Source organism: Leptolyngbya sp. DQ-M1, from assembly GCF_039962505.1.
GTDB lineage: Bacteria > Cyanobacteriota > Cyanobacteriia > Leptolyngbyales > Leptolyngbyaceae > Leptolyngbya.
Genome location: NZ_JAMPLJ010000003.1, coordinates 182,220 through 196,762 on the forward strand (window position 1 = coordinate 182,220; position 14,543 = coordinate 196,762).

Below are 14,543 nucleotides of genomic sequence, written 5' to 3' on the forward strand. Positions count from 1 at the left end.
ATCATGCAAAGTTAATACAAAGTTTCTGTAAAGCGCCAGGATTTCGTGAACGATTTGGCTGTTTCAGAAATCGAATCAATCAGCAGTGTAGGAATTACTGAGGCTTAGAATCCGCTCAGGGAAATGGCTCCAAAGACGGAGAAGAAACGCAAGATCTGACCGTGGACATATTCAGTTATGGCACTTGGGCAGTAAACATCAGCGGGGTAAGTCGGTAAGTTTAGTTCATAGACATGGTGAGGATGGTATGAACGGTCGGACTTTTTTAGATGGCAAGCAATCGAAACAACGAACTGTGAATGTGGGTCGTGCGAATGCGGTGAGTCGTCGCTCTCTGAAAGCCGATCGCTCATCGCCCAAAAAGTCCACCCGTTCGCAAACGGTCTGGCTTGATCCCGTTGCTCAGGATCGCTTACTGCGCCAGCAATCCCTGACGGATGCGAAACAAGGTCACTATCTCGAAGCGATTGCAGGTTTGACCATTTTGATCGATCGCAATCCTGAAAATGCAACCGACTACAATAATCGCGGGTTGGTGCATTTCCAGTGTGGGCATTTGGACGCAGCGATCGAAGACTATAACAAGGCAATTTGCCTCAATTCTAAACTTGCGAGTGCCTACAACAACCGCGCTAATTACTACGCCTCTCAGGGGCTTTTAATCGAAGCGATCACAGATTACGATCGAGCAATTGATCTAGATCCGACCAATATTCGCGCTTGGCTGAATCAGGGAATTACGTTTCGCGATCTCGAACTGTATTCGCAGGCGATTGAGAATTTTGAACAGGCGCTGCAAATTACGCAACTGCTTTCCTCGCCGCTGAATGATCACTCGGTGCTAGAGGCACATCTCTACGGAGCGCGGGGTCGGGCACATCATTTAGCAGGCGACTGGAATTTTGCGATCGCGGATTATTACCGCGCCCTAGAGCGCATCCCGGAAGCTGACATTGCGGAAAAGAGATTGCGGATGCAGGTCAATCGCTGGATGCAGGAATTGACGAATTAGATTCGACTGAATAGCGAAACCATAAATGCGAAGGCAATAAAGACGATCTCAGTTCCAATCAGGTCTGTTTTTCGCCCAGAATCGGGGAAGGCAGGCTGTAGCCAGAAATTCACCTGTTTTGTCATCTGCGGCATCACTGCCCAGGTGAGTAGCGAAGAAATGATGATATTGTTGACCAGCGTAACGACCGCAGGTGACCACGATTGCAGCGATTTTAACCAATCATAGGTCGAAAACAGTTTTATCTGGATCATCCCTCCATTTGCGAAACGCTGCTTTGTTACCATTAGGAACGATGAATTCTAGAACAACTGTGGAGTAGAAAATGCGATCGTCGTGGCTAGTGCTGAGCATGCGTTTAGTGTCCAAGATTTGAGTAGTTTTAAGATCGTTTTCAACGGACGGACATTCTGTTTATGAATAATGGTGCAGAAGCAACTCAATCTCAGCGTGAAACGACGCAAGCTCAACCAGAAGTTAAAGCGTTCAGTTTAGAACAGCACCAGAAACAGCTACAAACGATCGAATTCCAAACCTACGCAAAATCTGTATAAGTGAGATTGCTAAAGCGATTGTCAACATCAACTTTAAAGTTATCAAGAACTTCATACGAAGCTGAATTATCGAGTGTTGAAATTAGTTCACGTCAATTTGCACAATAGTACAAAGCTTTGGCAATCTCTCTAAAGGTATATTTATTGTCTTAAATTTGCTCATAGCCTGATAAAGCCACTAGACTGATTTTCAGTCTGGTTCTACATTTTTAGATAAAAAACTAGGGTTATTTGCTGCGGAATGATATGAATTTTTATAATTCTGTGATGTCGCCTTCAATTATGAGTGACGGTGTGCATGAGTGATGCTGTTTCGATTCAAGCTTTCGATCATTTAGAACTTTATGTCGGCAATGCAAAACAAGCTGCGATGTTTTACGACCGCGCTTTTGGCTTTCAGTCGATCGCCTATCGAGGACTCGACACTGGAACCCGTGATGTTGCCTCCTATGTCATGCAGCAAGGCGAAATTCGCTTAGTGTTGAGTTCTGCGCTTGATTCAGATCATCCGATCGCGCTTAAAACTGCTAAGCACGGCGATCATGTTGCGATTATTGCGTTGAGGGTGATGGATGTTGATCGAGCTTTTGCAACCAGCATGGCACGGGGCGCTCTGATAGCAGTGCCAGTGACCGAAGAATCAGACGAAATGGGAACTTATCGCTATGCTGCAATTTATGGATATGGCAATACGCTGATTAAATTTGTGCAACGCGATCGTTACCACGGCGTTTTTGCTCCAGAATTTGTTCCACGTCTAACTCAATCTCATACAGATGCTGGATTAATCAAGATTGACCACATTGTTGGGAACGTTGAGAAAGGACAAATGAATCGCTGGGTAAAGTTTTTTGAGAACGTTTTAGGATTAAGTCTATTAATACAGTTTGATGACAAAACGATTACAACCGAGTATTCTGCACTCACTTCCTCTGTAATGCAGAATGCCACAGGTACGATCAAACTTCCCATTAACGAACCTGCGATCGGCAAAGGAAAATCTCAAATTCAAGAATTTCTAGAATACAATCACGGCGCGGGAGTTCAGCATGTCGCTTATCTCACTCACAGCATTGTTGATACGGTGACGAAGCTGAAAAACCTAGGAATTGAGTTTCTCAGCGTTCCCCGATCGTACTATGCAGATTTAGAAGCGCGAATTGGCAAGATTGATCAATCGATCGACCAATTAGCCGAACTGGGAATTTTAGTTGATCGCGATCGTGAAGGCTATTTGCTGCAAATTTTCACCCGCCCTGTGCAAGATCGCCCGACCTTATTTTTTGAAATCATCGAACGGCACGGAGCGCAAGGGTTCGGGGAAGGAAATTTCAAATCGTTGTTTGAAGCGATCGAACGGGAACAAGCCTTACGCGGAAATCTTTAGAAACTGCGATCGGGGGGTGTTTCGTCGATTGTATTCTCTAAACTAGATCCCAGTGATTGAGAGCTACCAGCATGACCGATACGACACTTTCCTACGACGTAGAACAAGCGGTAAGAGAGCGCTATGCAGCAGGCGCACAGCAACCTCAAGCCTCGCTTTGCTGCCCAACGGATGGTTATGATCAGCGCTACTTAGAAATTCTGCCGCAAGAAATCATCGAGAAAGACTATGGCTGTGGCGATCCCACTCGCTACGTAAACTCCGGCGAAACGGTCGTTGATCTGGGTTCTGGAGCCGGAAAAAACTGCTACATTTTGGCACAAAAAGTCGGCGCAGCCGGAAAAATCATCGGTGTGGATATGAACGATGAAATGCTCAGCTTGTCACGCAAATATATTGCACCAATAAGCGAGAAGCTAGGCTATGAGAATGTCGCATTTGTGAAAGGCAAAATTCAAGACCTAGCGCTGAATCTAGACCTGGTACAACAGTGGTTAGAACAGCATCCAATCCATTCTGTAGACCAGGTTGCGGCGTTTGAGACAGAGTGCGATCGCTTACGTCAAACTCAACCCTTAATTGCAACAGATAGCGTTGACGTTGTAATTTCCAATTGTGTTCTCAATCTTGTTCGTCCTCAAGATAAAAAACAATTGTTTCAAGAGATTTTTCGTGTTCTCAAACGTGGTGGACGCGCTGTAATCTCAGATATTGTTTGTGATGAAGCTCCGACCGAGAAGATTTTGAACGATCCGGAACTGTGGAGCGGCTGTATTGCGGGTGCATTCCGTGAAAATGAGTTTCTCGAAATGTTTGAGCAGGCGGGATTTTATGGAATCGAAATTCTGGCGCGTCAGACTGAGCCGTGGCAGGTCATTGATGGCGTGGAGTTCCGATCGCTCACCGTTCAAGCGTTCAAGGGGAAACAAGGCGAATGTTGGGAGCGCAATCAAGCTGTAATTTATCGCGGCCCTTGGAAGTCGGTGCAAGATGACGACGGACACACCCTCTATCGGGGTGAACGCATGGCAGTGTGCGATAAAACGTTTCAAATCTACACCAATTCCAAGGGTGCTTATCATTCTGATATCATTCCGATTCCGCCGCGTGATTCAGTTTCATTCGAGGTAGCAAAACCATTTGATTGCTCTAGCGATACCTTTCGTGATCCGGGTGTGACTAAAGGTGCAGATTATCGCGAAACGATCGACCAATCCAATGGCGACTGTAGCTCTTCAAGCTGCTGTTAATCTTGTTCAAATACCTTCCCCAACGCGGCAGGTGGCGTACTCCGAATCAGTTCTGAGGCCGTGTTGTCGATCGGGGAAGGTAATAGTTTTAGCAATCGCTCTAACCAATCGCTCGAAGTAAAAACCAACAATAGAATCATCAATAGAAATGGTGCAACGGTAAACACTTGAGTCGGAACATCTGGAATCGTACTTTGAGCCACGCCCGCCAGCGATTGCAAAATGCCAAATAAATAACAGCTAATTGCAACTCTGAGCGGATTCCAGCCGCCAAAAATGACGATCGCTAACGCAATCCATCCATATCCGGCTGTATGCAACTGACTCCATCCCGCCTTAAAATTTAGCGAGAATGCTGCCCCAGCCATTCCCATCATTGCGCCCCCGATCAGCGTGTAAATATAGCGCATTAAAACGACATTCGTTCCTCTCGCAAATGCCGCATTCGGTTGTTCTCCGATCGCTCTTAACATCAATCCAGCGCGAGTCCGGTAGAAATAAATCCAAACGAGCGCGATCGCCAAATAGCTGAGATAAACGAGCAAATCACTCTGAAAAAACAACTGCCCCATCAATGGGATATCCTGCAATAGCGGCAACCGAAAACTCGGCACCGTTGGCCCCGGAATTCGCACAAATGGATTTCCAAGAAACGACGACAAACTCGCACCCAATAGCGTTAACACAAACCCGATCGCCACTTGAGACTGTTTCAGAGTCAGCGACCCAAATGCCACAATCAGCGCGATCGCCGCTCCGACCAATCCCGCTCCCACAAATCCGATAATTAAGCTTGGAACCGTTCCGGTCGCTTCGAGCGTTTTCGCGATCGCAAATCCCGTCATCGCACCCATTAAGATTGTGCCTTCTGCCGAGAGGTTAATTACTCCCGCTCGCTCTCCGATCGTTTCTCCGAGCGTAGCAAAGACTAAAGGCGTTGAAGTGGCGATCGCTGTTGCAAAAATGGGAATTAGTTGAGCCGCATCCATAATCAAAAAAGCTTTGAAACCGCGTAGATTTGCTTACTCTATCAAATGTCACTCGTCGGCAAGGTAAAAAATTTAGCTTCTTTTCAGACTTAACTAAACTGTACTTTTTCGTAGATATCGGCAATTAACAATGTGGCTTCAACCGGTAGCTCCGCTCCCCGTAGGGTTCGCAGTTGAATTTCAGTATCTTGATCGTCAAATTGATCAATCTGCCAGTGTTTCGGTTGCGTTTTGTAGAAGTGATCGATCGCAATCTGATTCTGATCAATCAGAAGATACTCTTGAAGTGATGGAATCGATTGATACAGCTTGAATTTATCTTCTCGATCGAACTCTTCCGTCGAATCTGAGAGTACCTCAATAACGACTTGTGGATTGGTCACAGTTGTTTTGTGATTGAGAGAATATTCAGGCTCTCCAGCAATCACCATAAGATCGGGATAGCGAAACTTTTGGGAATTTGGAATCCAAACCTTCACATCTGAAATGAAAACTTCAAAGTTCTGTCCTTGCAATCCAATGGCCAGAGCAGTACACAAATTTCGGCAGATTCTATGATGATTTGTGGTTCCGCCTGTCGTTGTGGTAATCACTCCGTTATCGTATTCACTTCTAAATTCAGCAGTTGCTTCTAAATCTAAATATTCTTCTGGTGTGTAGAGCGCTGTTCTTGTGCAATAGCTTGATTCATTAAAAATTTTCCCATTCATGCTTAAAGAGAATGCCTGCCAAACAGCTTGAATTTCTTCAAACTATCGAGCAGGCATCAAATTTTGATTCAGATCGATTTAGAACAATCCGAGGGTCAAACCTTGGCTTACCGGGAAGATTGCGCCAATTCCGAGCCACATCGTTACGAAGGTTCCAAACAGAAATACCGCCATCGCAACCGGACGACGGAAGGGATTTTGGAACTTGTTTACGTTTTCGATAAACGGAACGGCGATCAAGCCCAGAGGTACAGAACCCATCAACACAACACCCAAGAGTTTGTTCGGCACCAGGCGCAGAATGTTGAATACGGGGTACAGATACCACTCAGGTAGAATTTCGAGCGGCGTTGCAAATGGATTTGCAGGCTCACCGTTCATAGCAGGGTCAAGCACTGCTAAACCCACGCACAGGGCGATCGTGCCCAAAATCACGACCGGGAAAATATACAGCAAATCGTTGGGCCAAGCAGGTTCACCGTAGTAATTGTGACCCATACCTTTCGCCAACTTTGCACGCAATTGAGGATCGCTAAGATCCGGCTTTTTAATCGTTGCCATTTAACAAAGGTTCTCCTTAACTCTAGAGATCAGCTAAACACTTTTGAATTCGAGACTTTAAACTTATCTTAAGCGCAATTCTAAAGTCCCGAATCCAAAAATTCCTTACAACGGACCTGAAATTCCTTGCTTTCGGATCATCAGGAAGTGCGCCAACATAAAGACGGCGATCAACCAAGGTAAGACAAAAGTGTGAGCGCTGTAGTAGCGAGTTAAGGTCGATTGACCGACGCTTGCACCACCCCGCAGCAAATCTGCAATCAGGGTTCCAACAACGGGAATCGCTTCAGGCACACCCGACACGATTTTCACCGCCCAGTAGCCCACTTGATCCCAAGGCAGCGAGTAGCCAGTCACACCGAAAGAAACGGTAATGACGGCAAGAACGACACCCGTTACCCAGGTCAACTCACGCGGCTTTTTGAAGCCACCGGTGAGGTATACGCGGAACACGTGCAGAATCATCATCAACACCATCATGCTGGCAGACCAGCGGTGAATGGAGCGAATGAGCCAGCCAAAGTTGACTTCGTTCATGATGTACTGAACGGAAGAAAATGCTTCGGCAACGGTTGGCTTGTAGTAGAAAGTCATTGCAAATCCAGTCGCAAACTGGATCAAAAAGCAAGTCAGCGTAATGCCGCCCAAGCAATAGAAGATGTTGACGTGGGGAGGCACGTACTTGCTGGTTACGTCTTCGGCAAGCGCTCCAATTTCGAGGCGCTCATCGAACCAGTCATACACATTTGCCATAAAGCAAGCGTTCCTAAAGATGATTGCTGTTCATAAAAAATGTAACACATCCATAAGGCGGATTTCTTGGCACGAAGAGGCAATTTATCAGGGTTTTTGCCGATTTCGTAGGGGTTTGACCAGCGATCGGTAAGCTTAAGCCTTTGTGAAGAATAATTTCGTTTCGCAAAACTTTTGTCGGATTTGGTCTTCTCTGGCAAAGTGAATCATACTGGGATTTTGCTCCTTCAAATTGCTGGATTTAGCGCTACTATCGATCGCTATGGAAAAACGATTCATTTGGCTTCGCTCACTGACAATCATTGGATTGTCGATCGCGGCTGCGCTCTTGTTGATGGCAGCCCCTGCAACAGCGCTGACCGAGGAGCAGAAGTTAATTAACGAAGTGTGGCGAATTATCGATCGGGCGTATGTTGATCCGACGTTCAATCATAAGAATTGGTGGGCGCTACGAGAGAAGTCTCTGAAGCAATCGATGCCGAATCGAGAAGCAACGTATGGCGCGATTTCGCAGATGCTGGCGGTGCTGGATGACCCGTTTACCAGGCTATTAAAGCCGGATCAGTATCGCAGTCTGCAAACGAGTACGTCCGGTGAGTTGACGGGTGTCGGATTGCAGATTGCGCTGGATGTGGAAACGAAGCGACTGAAGGTGATTTCGCCGATCGTGGGCTCTCCTGCTGCAAAGTCCGGGATTCTTGCAGGGGACAAGATTCTAAAAATTGATGATGTGACCACCGAAGGATTGAGCCTTGATGAAGCCGCCGAAAGAATGCGCGGTGTTGTGGGGAGTCATGTCACTTTGAAGATCGCTCGCGAGAATGGAGGTGAGCGCGAGTTTGATTTGGTGCGCGATCGCATTGAGGTGAATCCAGTAATTGCAGAGTTGCGTCCACAAGCCGATGGATCAAAGATTGGGTATTTGCGATTGAGTCAGTTTAACGCGAACGCAACGATGGAAGTGGCTCATGCGATCTCAAAACTGGAGCGCGATGGAGTCGATCGCTATGTTCTCGATCTGCGAAACAATCCGGGTGGACTGCTGAATGCGGGAATTGAAATTGCGCGATTGTGGCTGAATGAGGGCGAAATTGTTTATACCGTGAATCGCCAAGGGACGATCGGCAGCTTTGAGGCGACGGGCAAAGCCTTAACTCAAGATCCACTGGTCGTGCTCGTCAATCAAGGGACTGCCAGTGCGAGCGAGATTTTGGCGGGAGCGTTGCAAGATAACGGACGGGCAACGATTTTGGGTGAAAAGACCTTTGGCAAGGGCTTGATTCAATCGCTGTTTGATTTATCAGATGGTGCAGGGTTGGCGGTGACGGTTGCGAAGTATGAGACACCTAATCACACAGATATTAACCGTTTAGGAATTCAGCCCGATCGCATTGTGCCTCTGGATCAGTCGATGACGATCGAGCAGATTGGAACACCGTTGGATAAGCAGTATCAAGCGGCGATCGATATGTTGTCTGAGACTTCTCTTGTGGCAGGAGCGAAGTGAGCTTTGAGCGCGTCTATCATGATCCGCTGCATGGAGCGATCGCGCTGAACTGGAGCGATTCGACTGAGGCGCTTTTGATTCAATTGATTGATACTCCTGCGTTTCAGCGATTGCGGCGGATTCGGCAGTTAGGTCCTGCCAGTTTGACGTTTCACGGGGCGGAAGGGTCAAGATTTACGCATTCATTGGGCGTAATGGCGGTGGCAAGACGGGCATTCGACCGCATGGCGCGGGATTATCCACAGCTTGCGCCGCATCGAACGGTGCTGCTGTGTGCAGCGTTGCTTCATGATATTGGTCATGGTGCGTTTAGCCATACGGCTGAGGAAATTTTTGGCAGCGATCATGAGGTTTGGACGCGGCGGATTGTGCGGGAGTCGGAGCCGATTCGGGAATTGTTCGATCGTGTTTCGCCAGATTTTATTGATCAAATTGAAGCAGTTTTACTGAAGAAATATCCGCTGCCGTTGATTTGGCAGTTAGTTTCGAGCCAGTTAGATTGCGATCGCATTGATTATCTAATGCGAGATAGTTACTTTACTGGGGCATCTTACGGGCGGATTGATCTCGATCGAATTTTGATGGCGTTGCGATACGATCCGGTGACGCAGCAATTAGTGGTTGCGCGTAAGGGAATGGCGGCGATCGAGCATTATTTGATCGTGCGTTATTTTATGTATGCTCAGGTGTATAACCATCGTAAAAATGTGGCGGCAACTTGGGTATTGTTGAAGGTGTTTGAGCAGGCAAGATATCAATTCAAACTTGGTAACTTGAATGCGGATCAGAACGTAAAAGCTTGGCTAAATCAAGAGTGTAATCAAATTGGGTTAGCGCAATATTTAGCTACAGATGATGGAACGTTTATCTATCATTTACAACAGTGGCAAACGCACGAGGATGCAATTTTGGCGGATTTGTCTCGACGTTTTCTTAACCGAGATTTGCTGAAGGCTTTGGATATTTCGCAGTTGGAGGAGAGCGGTCGAGCGTTATTGCTAGAAAAGGCGCAATATTGGACAGATCAGGCGGGATTTGATTCGTCAGTCTATTGCGGTTTAAGAATTGCTGTGAAGCGGGGATATACGCTGTACGATCGTGGAATTAATATTCAAACAACGGCTGGATTGCGAGAAATTGGAGAGCTTTCGGCACTGGTGCAAACGTTGACTCAGCCGATTCAAAACGTTTGGTTGATTTATCTGCGTGAGATTGATACAAAAGTCAAAAACTTTGTAGAGAAAACGAGCTTGTCACTTTGATTAAGATATTGATCGCTCCACTATCGATCGAATCTTACTCACCCGCTCCTGATATTCCGTTTCACTCAGCACCGGGATTGTCTGATCAACCGCAACATCTTCAATTTCAATCCACGATCGACATCCACCATAAGCTTCTTGATATGCAATCTTTTGCGGTTGCGGCAAGCGAAACACTCGCAGCAACAGTAAATACAACGGCGATCGCGGCTTCCACTTCAATCGCTCTTCGACAAATCGATCGTTCCAGATGTGAAATGGCAGCAACGATCGCACCACATCCGCATCACTCACTTGAAGCACATCAGTAATGTCGGCGATCGAACTTATCTCAATCGTTTCGGGATGCCAACCAGATTCAACACGATCGACTAAATTCGGTTGCTTGAGTAAGGCAGGGTCTTGATGCTCGTAGGTTGGATATAGTAACACTCGACGAAATGGCACCTCAAATCGTCCCTTCTCCTCGCGAATCCCACCTTTGCGAAGCAGCAAAATTGTTTCTCCCTGCTCCAAAGCTTTAATTGCGATCGACCATTCCTTGAGTGCCTGCTGCATAACTGTTTTATCTCGGTAAATCTAGCGTTGAGAAAAACTCTAAGCACACCACGAAAAACGGAAACATGATTCCTGCAAGTCCAATCCAACCACCAAACTGCCCAATGAGCGAAGATAGCTTTTTTCTGGGTTGATCGCCTACCTGTGCCACAAACTGAGAACTCATACTCACTAACGCCGCCCCACCCAAGCCAAACGGGAGACTCAGCAAAAACCACGTTCTCAGTCTAGCGCCCGGATTAATCAATCCAAGCGTGGGAAATAGCACAAAACTGACCGCCTCTACCACAAGCCACAGCCCTAGAGCTGTCAGCAAATCTTTCTTTTGCAGGTCGTCAAAGGAAAAGTTACTCATCGTCTAACCTTAAGGGTTTCTCAATCTTTGGGTAGTAAAACATCACGATCGCATTTCTTAGAATAAAGATGACTCAAAAGTTCGGAGCGATGAGAAATGACCCCTCACGATTTATTGATGCTGGTTGTGATGCTAATCCCTGGGATTTTGCTTTCTGTGGCAATTATGGCAACGTTTGCGGCGGGTGGCTAATTTATTTCAGCCCGATTTCGGCAAGTCGCTGCTGTAGATATTTGCCCGCGGTGATTTTAGGGAATTTGATAGTGCCGCCTGTACGATCGATGCAGCCCTGAAGCGGCGTAAGATCGGTTTTGCTGGTGGGATGCACAAAAAATGGCATCGAAAATCGGCGAGATCGATCTCCTGGATTCACAACACGATGAGTTGTACTTTTGAGTAGTCCATTGGTGAGTTGCTGCAACATATCACCGCTATCGACAATGATTTGACCTTCGACATTCGGAATTGCTCTCCAAGTTCCGTCACGCTGTAAGAGTTCTAACCCGCTTTCGGTTGCTTCACATAGCAAGGTAATCAGGTTGATGTCTTCGTGGGGAGCCGATCGTAAACTCGCGGGATCGACATCCTCTGGAATGGGCGGATAGTGAATAATTCGCAGAATCGTATCTGCATTGATCGTCGTATCGCTGAGAAACGATCGCTGCTCCCCCAAATACAAGGCGCAAGCTTCGAGCAATTTGACAGCACAGTGTTCGAGTTGGGCATATAGCTGATTCATGGTTGAGCGAAACTCAGGAACTTCGATCGGGTCAAGATTCAGGAGATGATTTTCGCGTCCAACGTGCCAAAATTCTTTGAGATCCGGGACAGGATAATCTTTCGCGTGTTCTTTGCCAAATCGCGTAAATCCTCGCTGTCCATTCAGGCTCGGATCTTCGTAGCGTAATTTCACGTCTGCGGGTAGTTCAAAGAATGCTTCGGCGAGTTGATAGGCGCGTTGAATCAGGGTGCGATCGACCCCATGATTGATCAATGCAAAAAAGCCAATGTCTTCTAAAGCCTTGCCGATCGTCAACACGAAATTCTGTTGCTGAGTTGGATCGTCGGATAGAAAGGATTGGAGATCAGCGACCGGAATTGGTTGGTGCATTGTTGTAATTTCTCCATTGATTCAGCAAATGCATAACTTGATTTTGCATTTGCTGAATCAAGTTGAGGAATTTTGCGCTCAAGATCAGAAATTCCGCATCAAGTTGAGAAATTCCGTGATCAAGATCAGAATTTCCGCGATCGAGTTGAGCAATTGCGTTACTTGATTTTGCACCTGTTGAATCGAGTTGAGCAATTGCGTGATTGAGTTGAGCAATTTGTTGTTGATTAAATCGACAAATCTCGGTGCGTAAACGGTTTCGCATTTGCGCCCGAATAGGTTGCCGCAATTTGTCCATCCCCGACTAATTGATATTTGTAAGTCACCAATCCTTCAAGTCCAACCGGACCTCGCGGCGGCATTTTCTGCGTGCTAATTCCAACTTCTGCTCCAAACCCATATCGAAAACCGTCGGCAAATCGCGTCGAACAGTTGTGATACACGCCTGCTGCATCAACTTGATTCATAAACAACTGTGCAGTTTTTACATCTTCAGTCACGATCGCATCCGTATGTTTCGATCCGTAAGTATTGATATGTGCGATCGCGTCTTCGGTTGAATCAACAATCTTAATCGCCAGAATTAAATCACTGTATTCTGTTGACCAATCTGCCTCGGTTGCTGCTGCAATGTTCAGAATTTCGCGAGTGCGTTCATCTCCGCGCAGTTCTACATTCTTGGCTTGAAATGCTGAAACCGCTTCGAGCAGAAATTCCGACGCGATCGCAGAATGCACTAACAACGTTTCGATCGCATTGCAAGCCGCAGGATATTGCGTTTTAGAATCGACTGCAATGTTGATCGCTTTTCCAATATCGGCAGCACGATCAACGTACAAATGACAGATTCCATCAGCATGACCTAACACCGGAATCCGCGTATTATCCTGCACAAATTTCACGAACGAATTTGATCCGCGTGGAATAATCAGATCCACATATTGATCGAGTTTCAATAACTCCAGTGTTTCCTCGCGTGTTGTCAGCAATTGCACAGCAGCCGGATCAATTCCTGCATTCACCAATCCCTGATGAATCGCTTTTACCAATGCTTCACACGATCGAATCGCTTCCTTGCCGCCTTTGAGAATGACCCCATTCCCCGACTTAATCGCAAGGCTCGAAATCTGCATCACCGCATCCGGTCGCGCCTCAAAGATCACGCCCAGCACACCCAATGGGCAAGTCACCCGCTTGAGAATCAAACCCTCATCTAGTTCACGATGAATCTGAACGGCTCCGATCGGATCGGCTAATTTACCAACATCGCGCACCCCCACGATCGCGCCCTTCAATTTCGCTTCATCCAACTTCAACCGCGCATACAGCGCCGAAGAAATTCCTTCTGCCTTTGCTGCCTCACAGTCCGCCGCATTTGCCGCCAAAATTTCTGCTGCATTCGCTTCGAGCGCATCGGCAATCTTCGTAATTGCCTCGTTTCGCTTCTCAGTTGGCTGCACCGCAAGTTGACGCGCTGCATTTTGGGTTTGCTGTGCGAGTGTGGTGAGTGAAACTGAAGCAACAGAAGCAGTCATGACAAAAATCCGATTCGCGACAGTTTCCAGCGTAATACATTCTTAGCTCAGCGTCTCAGGGATGTTCTCGCCTTTATCCAGCGAGATTTGTCGGCATGCTAAGCTGAAAGCTGCGATCAAGATTAAGATTGATTTACAAACGGTTGCATCCGGAAATCAACAATGATCAAGTTAGAGTCCGAATCTGGCTTTGCAAGTAGCGTTCCATTCAAAAACTTGCTGCCCCTTTATCGATTCGTCCGCACCGATGAAACCGTTATTCATCACCATCATCACCAAACTGCACCATTAAACGAAAAAGCGGTTCGGGTGCTGAATTGGAACATTGCTAAGAATAATGACGATCGTGCTTGGCAAATCGATTTTGATTGGATTCTCGATCGCTACCGTCCCGATCTGGTTTTTCTGCAAGAATTCAGTTTGTGCGCTCACTCCAAAAATTTTAAGCTGGCAGAATTAAGCTGGAGTTTCGCACCGAACTTTATCGACCAGTATCACAACATTTATGCAGGGGTTTTAACTGGCTCCCAATCGACCAGTGTGGCTCACCGAGCGCTAGTCACTGAGCATTTTGAACCTGTCTCAAATACTCCAAAGGTTTCTCTGGTCACAGAGCATCCGTTTGCTGAAGGAACCTTGCTGACGATTAACTCGCACCTAATTAATTTTGTCGAGTTAGAGAAGTTCAAGGCGCAACTGCACGAAATCGAAAGCGCGATCGCGCATCATTCTGGAGCAGTCATCTTTTCGGGGGATTTTAATACTTGGAATCGATCCAGGTGGCAGATGCTTGATAAGATGACGCGCAGGCTCGGTTTAATCAGAGCAGAGTTTCCAGCAACCGATGCTCAAAAAATCAAGCGATTTTTGCTGTCTCCACCGCTCGATCATATTTTCTATCGCGGATTGCGACAGAATTATCTAGCAGCGCGTGTTCTCGATCACATTCAATCGTCTGACCATAAACCGATGCTGGTTGAGTTTCATCTCTGAGTCAAG

17 protein-coding genes are annotated in these 14,543 nt (G+C 46.7%); 7 read left to right on the forward strand and 10 right to left on the reverse strand.

The window, feature by feature from the left end; all coding sequences use genetic code 11:
- Positions 1-247 precede the first annotated feature (247 nt).
- A complete protein-coding gene (locus tag NC981_RS10650) occupies positions 248-1,012 on the forward strand; it encodes a tetratricopeptide repeat protein (protein ID WP_348242813.1) in 765 nt (254 codons plus the stop codon).
- On the opposite strand, the gene NC981_RS10655 is transcribed toward NC981_RS10650, so the two are convergent.
- Positions 1,009-1,266 (reverse strand): hypothetical protein, encoded by a 258-nt coding sequence (locus NC981_RS10655; protein ID WP_348242814.1) that lies wholly within the window; start codon positions 1,264-1,266, stop codon positions 1,009-1,011. The two genes, NC981_RS10650 and NC981_RS10655, sit on opposite strands and share 4 nt — an antisense overlap.
- 162 nt (positions 1,267-1,428) lie before the next feature.
- Here NC981_RS10655 and NC981_RS10660 point away from each other — a divergent pair, with 162 nt between their 5' ends.
- The 3 genes from NC981_RS10660 (at position 1,429) to NC981_RS10670 (ending at position 4,203) form a co-directional block, all read left to right on the forward strand.
- A complete protein-coding gene (locus tag NC981_RS10660; RefSeq protein WP_348242815.1) occupies positions 1,429-1,566 on the forward strand; it encodes a hypothetical protein in 138 nt (45 codons plus the stop codon).
- A gap of 298 nt (positions 1,567-1,864) precedes the next feature.
- Positions 1,865-2,953: a 4-hydroxyphenylpyruvate dioxygenase gene (gene hppD, locus NC981_RS10665; protein ID WP_348242816.1), complete on the forward strand. Its 1,089-nt coding sequence runs from the start codon at positions 1,865-1,867 to the stop codon at positions 2,951-2,953.
- Positions 2,954-3,024: 71 nt separating this feature from the next.
- Positions 3,025-4,203 (forward strand): methyltransferase domain-containing protein, encoded by a 1,179-nt coding sequence (locus NC981_RS10670; RefSeq protein ID WP_348242817.1) that lies wholly within the window; start codon positions 3,025-3,027, stop codon positions 4,201-4,203.
- Here the strand turns inward: NC981_RS10670 and NC981_RS10675 are convergent.
- The 4 genes from NC981_RS10675 to petB form a co-directional block, all read right to left on the reverse strand.
- Positions 4,200-5,192, reverse strand: coding sequence for an ABC transporter permease (locus tag NC981_RS10675; RefSeq protein WP_348242818.1), 993 nt, complete (start codon positions 5,190-5,192; stop codon positions 4,200-4,202). The two genes, NC981_RS10670 and NC981_RS10675, sit on opposite strands and share 4 nt — an antisense overlap.
- Before the next feature lie 89 nt (positions 5,193-5,281).
- Positions 5,282-5,902, reverse strand: a complete 621-nt coding sequence (locus NC981_RS10680) for a Uma2 family endonuclease (protein ID WP_348242819.1) — start codon at positions 5,900-5,902, stop codon at positions 5,282-5,284.
- Between the two features lie 78 nt (positions 5,903-5,980).
- Positions 5,981-6,463 (reverse strand): cytochrome b6-f complex subunit IV, encoded by a 483-nt coding sequence (gene petD / locus NC981_RS10685; protein WP_190377482.1) that lies wholly within the window; start codon positions 6,461-6,463, stop codon positions 5,981-5,983.
- Positions 6,464-6,568: 105 nt separating this feature from the next.
- Entirely contained in the window at positions 6,569-7,216 is a 648-nt protein-coding gene (petB, locus tag NC981_RS10690; RefSeq protein WP_348242820.1) for a cytochrome b6, read from the reverse strand.
- 262 nt (positions 7,217-7,478) lie between these two features.
- Here petB and ctpA point away from each other — a divergent pair, with 262 nt between their 5' ends.
- Both ctpA and NC981_RS10700 read left to right on the forward strand, forming a co-directional pair.
- On the forward strand, positions 7,479-8,723 hold the full coding sequence (gene ctpA / locus NC981_RS10695; protein ID WP_348242821.1) for a carboxyl-terminal processing protease CtpA: 1,245 nt from the start codon (positions 7,479-7,481) through the stop codon (positions 8,721-8,723).
- Positions 8,720-9,985, forward strand: a complete 1,266-nt coding sequence (locus tag NC981_RS10700) for an HD domain-containing protein (RefSeq protein WP_348242822.1) — start codon at positions 8,720-8,722, stop codon at positions 9,983-9,985. Before ctpA ends, NC981_RS10700 begins: the two co-directional genes overlap by 4 nt.
- Here NC981_RS10700 and NC981_RS10705 read toward each other — a convergent pair whose 3' ends face one another.
- The 5 genes from NC981_RS10705 to NC981_RS10725 form a co-directional block, all read right to left on the reverse strand.
- On the reverse strand, positions 9,986-10,543 hold the full coding sequence (locus NC981_RS10705; protein ID WP_348242823.1) for a DUF1802 family protein: 558 nt from the start codon (positions 10,541-10,543) through the stop codon (positions 9,986-9,988).
- 7 nt (positions 10,544-10,550) lie between these two features.
- Positions 10,551-10,898, reverse strand: a complete 348-nt coding sequence (locus tag NC981_RS10710; protein WP_348242824.1) for a hypothetical protein — start codon at positions 10,896-10,898, stop codon at positions 10,551-10,553.
- Positions 10,899-11,091: 193 nt separating this feature from the next.
- Positions 11,092-12,009, reverse strand: a complete 918-nt coding sequence (locus NC981_RS10715) for a 2-oxoglutarate and iron-dependent oxygenase domain-containing protein (RefSeq protein ID WP_348242825.1) — start codon at positions 12,007-12,009, stop codon at positions 11,092-11,094.
- Complete coding sequence (locus NC981_RS10720) at positions 11,984-12,274, reverse strand: hypothetical protein (RefSeq protein ID WP_348242826.1); 291 nt, start codon at positions 12,272-12,274, stop codon at positions 11,984-11,986. The genes NC981_RS10715 and NC981_RS10720 overlap by 26 nt, the downstream gene beginning before the upstream one ends.
- Entirely contained in the window at positions 12,237-13,544 is a 1,308-nt protein-coding gene (locus NC981_RS10725) for a glutamate-5-semialdehyde dehydrogenase (RefSeq protein ID WP_348242827.1), read from the reverse strand. Before NC981_RS10725 ends, NC981_RS10720 begins: the two co-directional genes overlap by 38 nt.
- A 162-nt stretch (positions 13,545-13,706) precedes the next feature.
- On the opposite strand from NC981_RS10725, the gene NC981_RS10730 reads away from it, so the two are divergent.
- Complete coding sequence (locus NC981_RS10730) at positions 13,707-14,537, forward strand: endonuclease/exonuclease/phosphatase family protein (RefSeq protein WP_190377473.1); 831 nt, start codon at positions 13,707-13,709, stop codon at positions 14,535-14,537.
- The last annotated feature ends 6 nt before the right edge of the window (positions 14,538-14,543 follow it).

Excerpts from the sequence above, each read along its gene's own strand:
- NC981_RS10650 (WP_348242813.1), top strand. The coding sequence starts at position 248 with ATGAACGGTCGGACTTTTTTAGATGGCAAGCAATCGAAACAACGAACT.
- NC981_RS10655 (WP_348242814.1), bottom strand. The coding sequence starts at position 1,266 with ATGATCCAGATAAAACTGTTTTCGACCTATGATTGGTTAAAATCGCTG.
- NC981_RS10660 (WP_348242815.1), top strand. The coding sequence starts at position 1,429 with ATGAATAATGGTGCAGAAGCAACTCAATCTCAGCGTGAAACGACGCAA.
- hppD (WP_348242816.1), top strand. The coding sequence starts at position 1,865 with ATGAGTGATGCTGTTTCGATTCAAGCTTTCGATCATTTAGAACTTTAT.
- NC981_RS10670 (WP_348242817.1), top strand. The coding sequence starts at position 3,025 with ATGACCGATACGACACTTTCCTACGACGTAGAACAAGCGGTAAGAGAG.
- NC981_RS10675 (WP_348242818.1), bottom strand. The coding sequence starts at position 5,192 with ATGGATGCGGCTCAACTAATTCCCATTTTTGCAACAGCGATCGCCACT.
- NC981_RS10680 (WP_348242819.1), bottom strand. The coding sequence starts at position 5,902 with ATGAATGGGAAAATTTTTAATGAATCAAGCTATTGCACAAGAACAGCG.
- petD (WP_190377482.1), bottom strand. The coding sequence starts at position 6,463 with ATGGCAACGATTAAAAAGCCGGATCTTAGCGATCCTCAATTGCGTGCA.
- petB (WP_348242820.1), bottom strand. The coding sequence starts at position 7,216 with ATGGCAAATGTGTATGACTGGTTCGATGAGCGCCTCGAAATTGGAGCG.
- ctpA (WP_348242821.1), top strand. The coding sequence starts at position 7,479 with ATGGAAAAACGATTCATTTGGCTTCGCTCACTGACAATCATTGGATTG.
- NC981_RS10705 (WP_348242823.1), bottom strand. The coding sequence starts at position 10,543 with ATGCAGCAGGCACTCAAGGAATGGTCGATCGCAATTAAAGCTTTGGAG.
- NC981_RS10710 (WP_348242824.1), bottom strand. The coding sequence starts at position 10,898 with ATGAGTAACTTTTCCTTTGACGACCTGCAAAAGAAAGATTTGCTGACA.
- NC981_RS10715 (WP_348242825.1), bottom strand. The coding sequence starts at position 12,009 with ATGCACCAACCAATTCCGGTCGCTGATCTCCAATCCTTTCTATCCGAC.
- NC981_RS10720 (WP_348242826.1), bottom strand. The coding sequence starts at position 12,274 with ATGCGAAACCGTTTACGCACCGAGATTTGTCGATTTAATCAACAACAA.
- NC981_RS10725 (WP_348242827.1), bottom strand. The coding sequence starts at position 13,544 with ATGACTGCTTCTGTTGCTTCAGTTTCACTCACCACACTCGCACAGCAA.
- NC981_RS10730 (WP_190377473.1), top strand. The coding sequence starts at position 13,707 with ATGATCAAGTTAGAGTCCGAATCTGGCTTTGCAAGTAGCGTTCCATTC.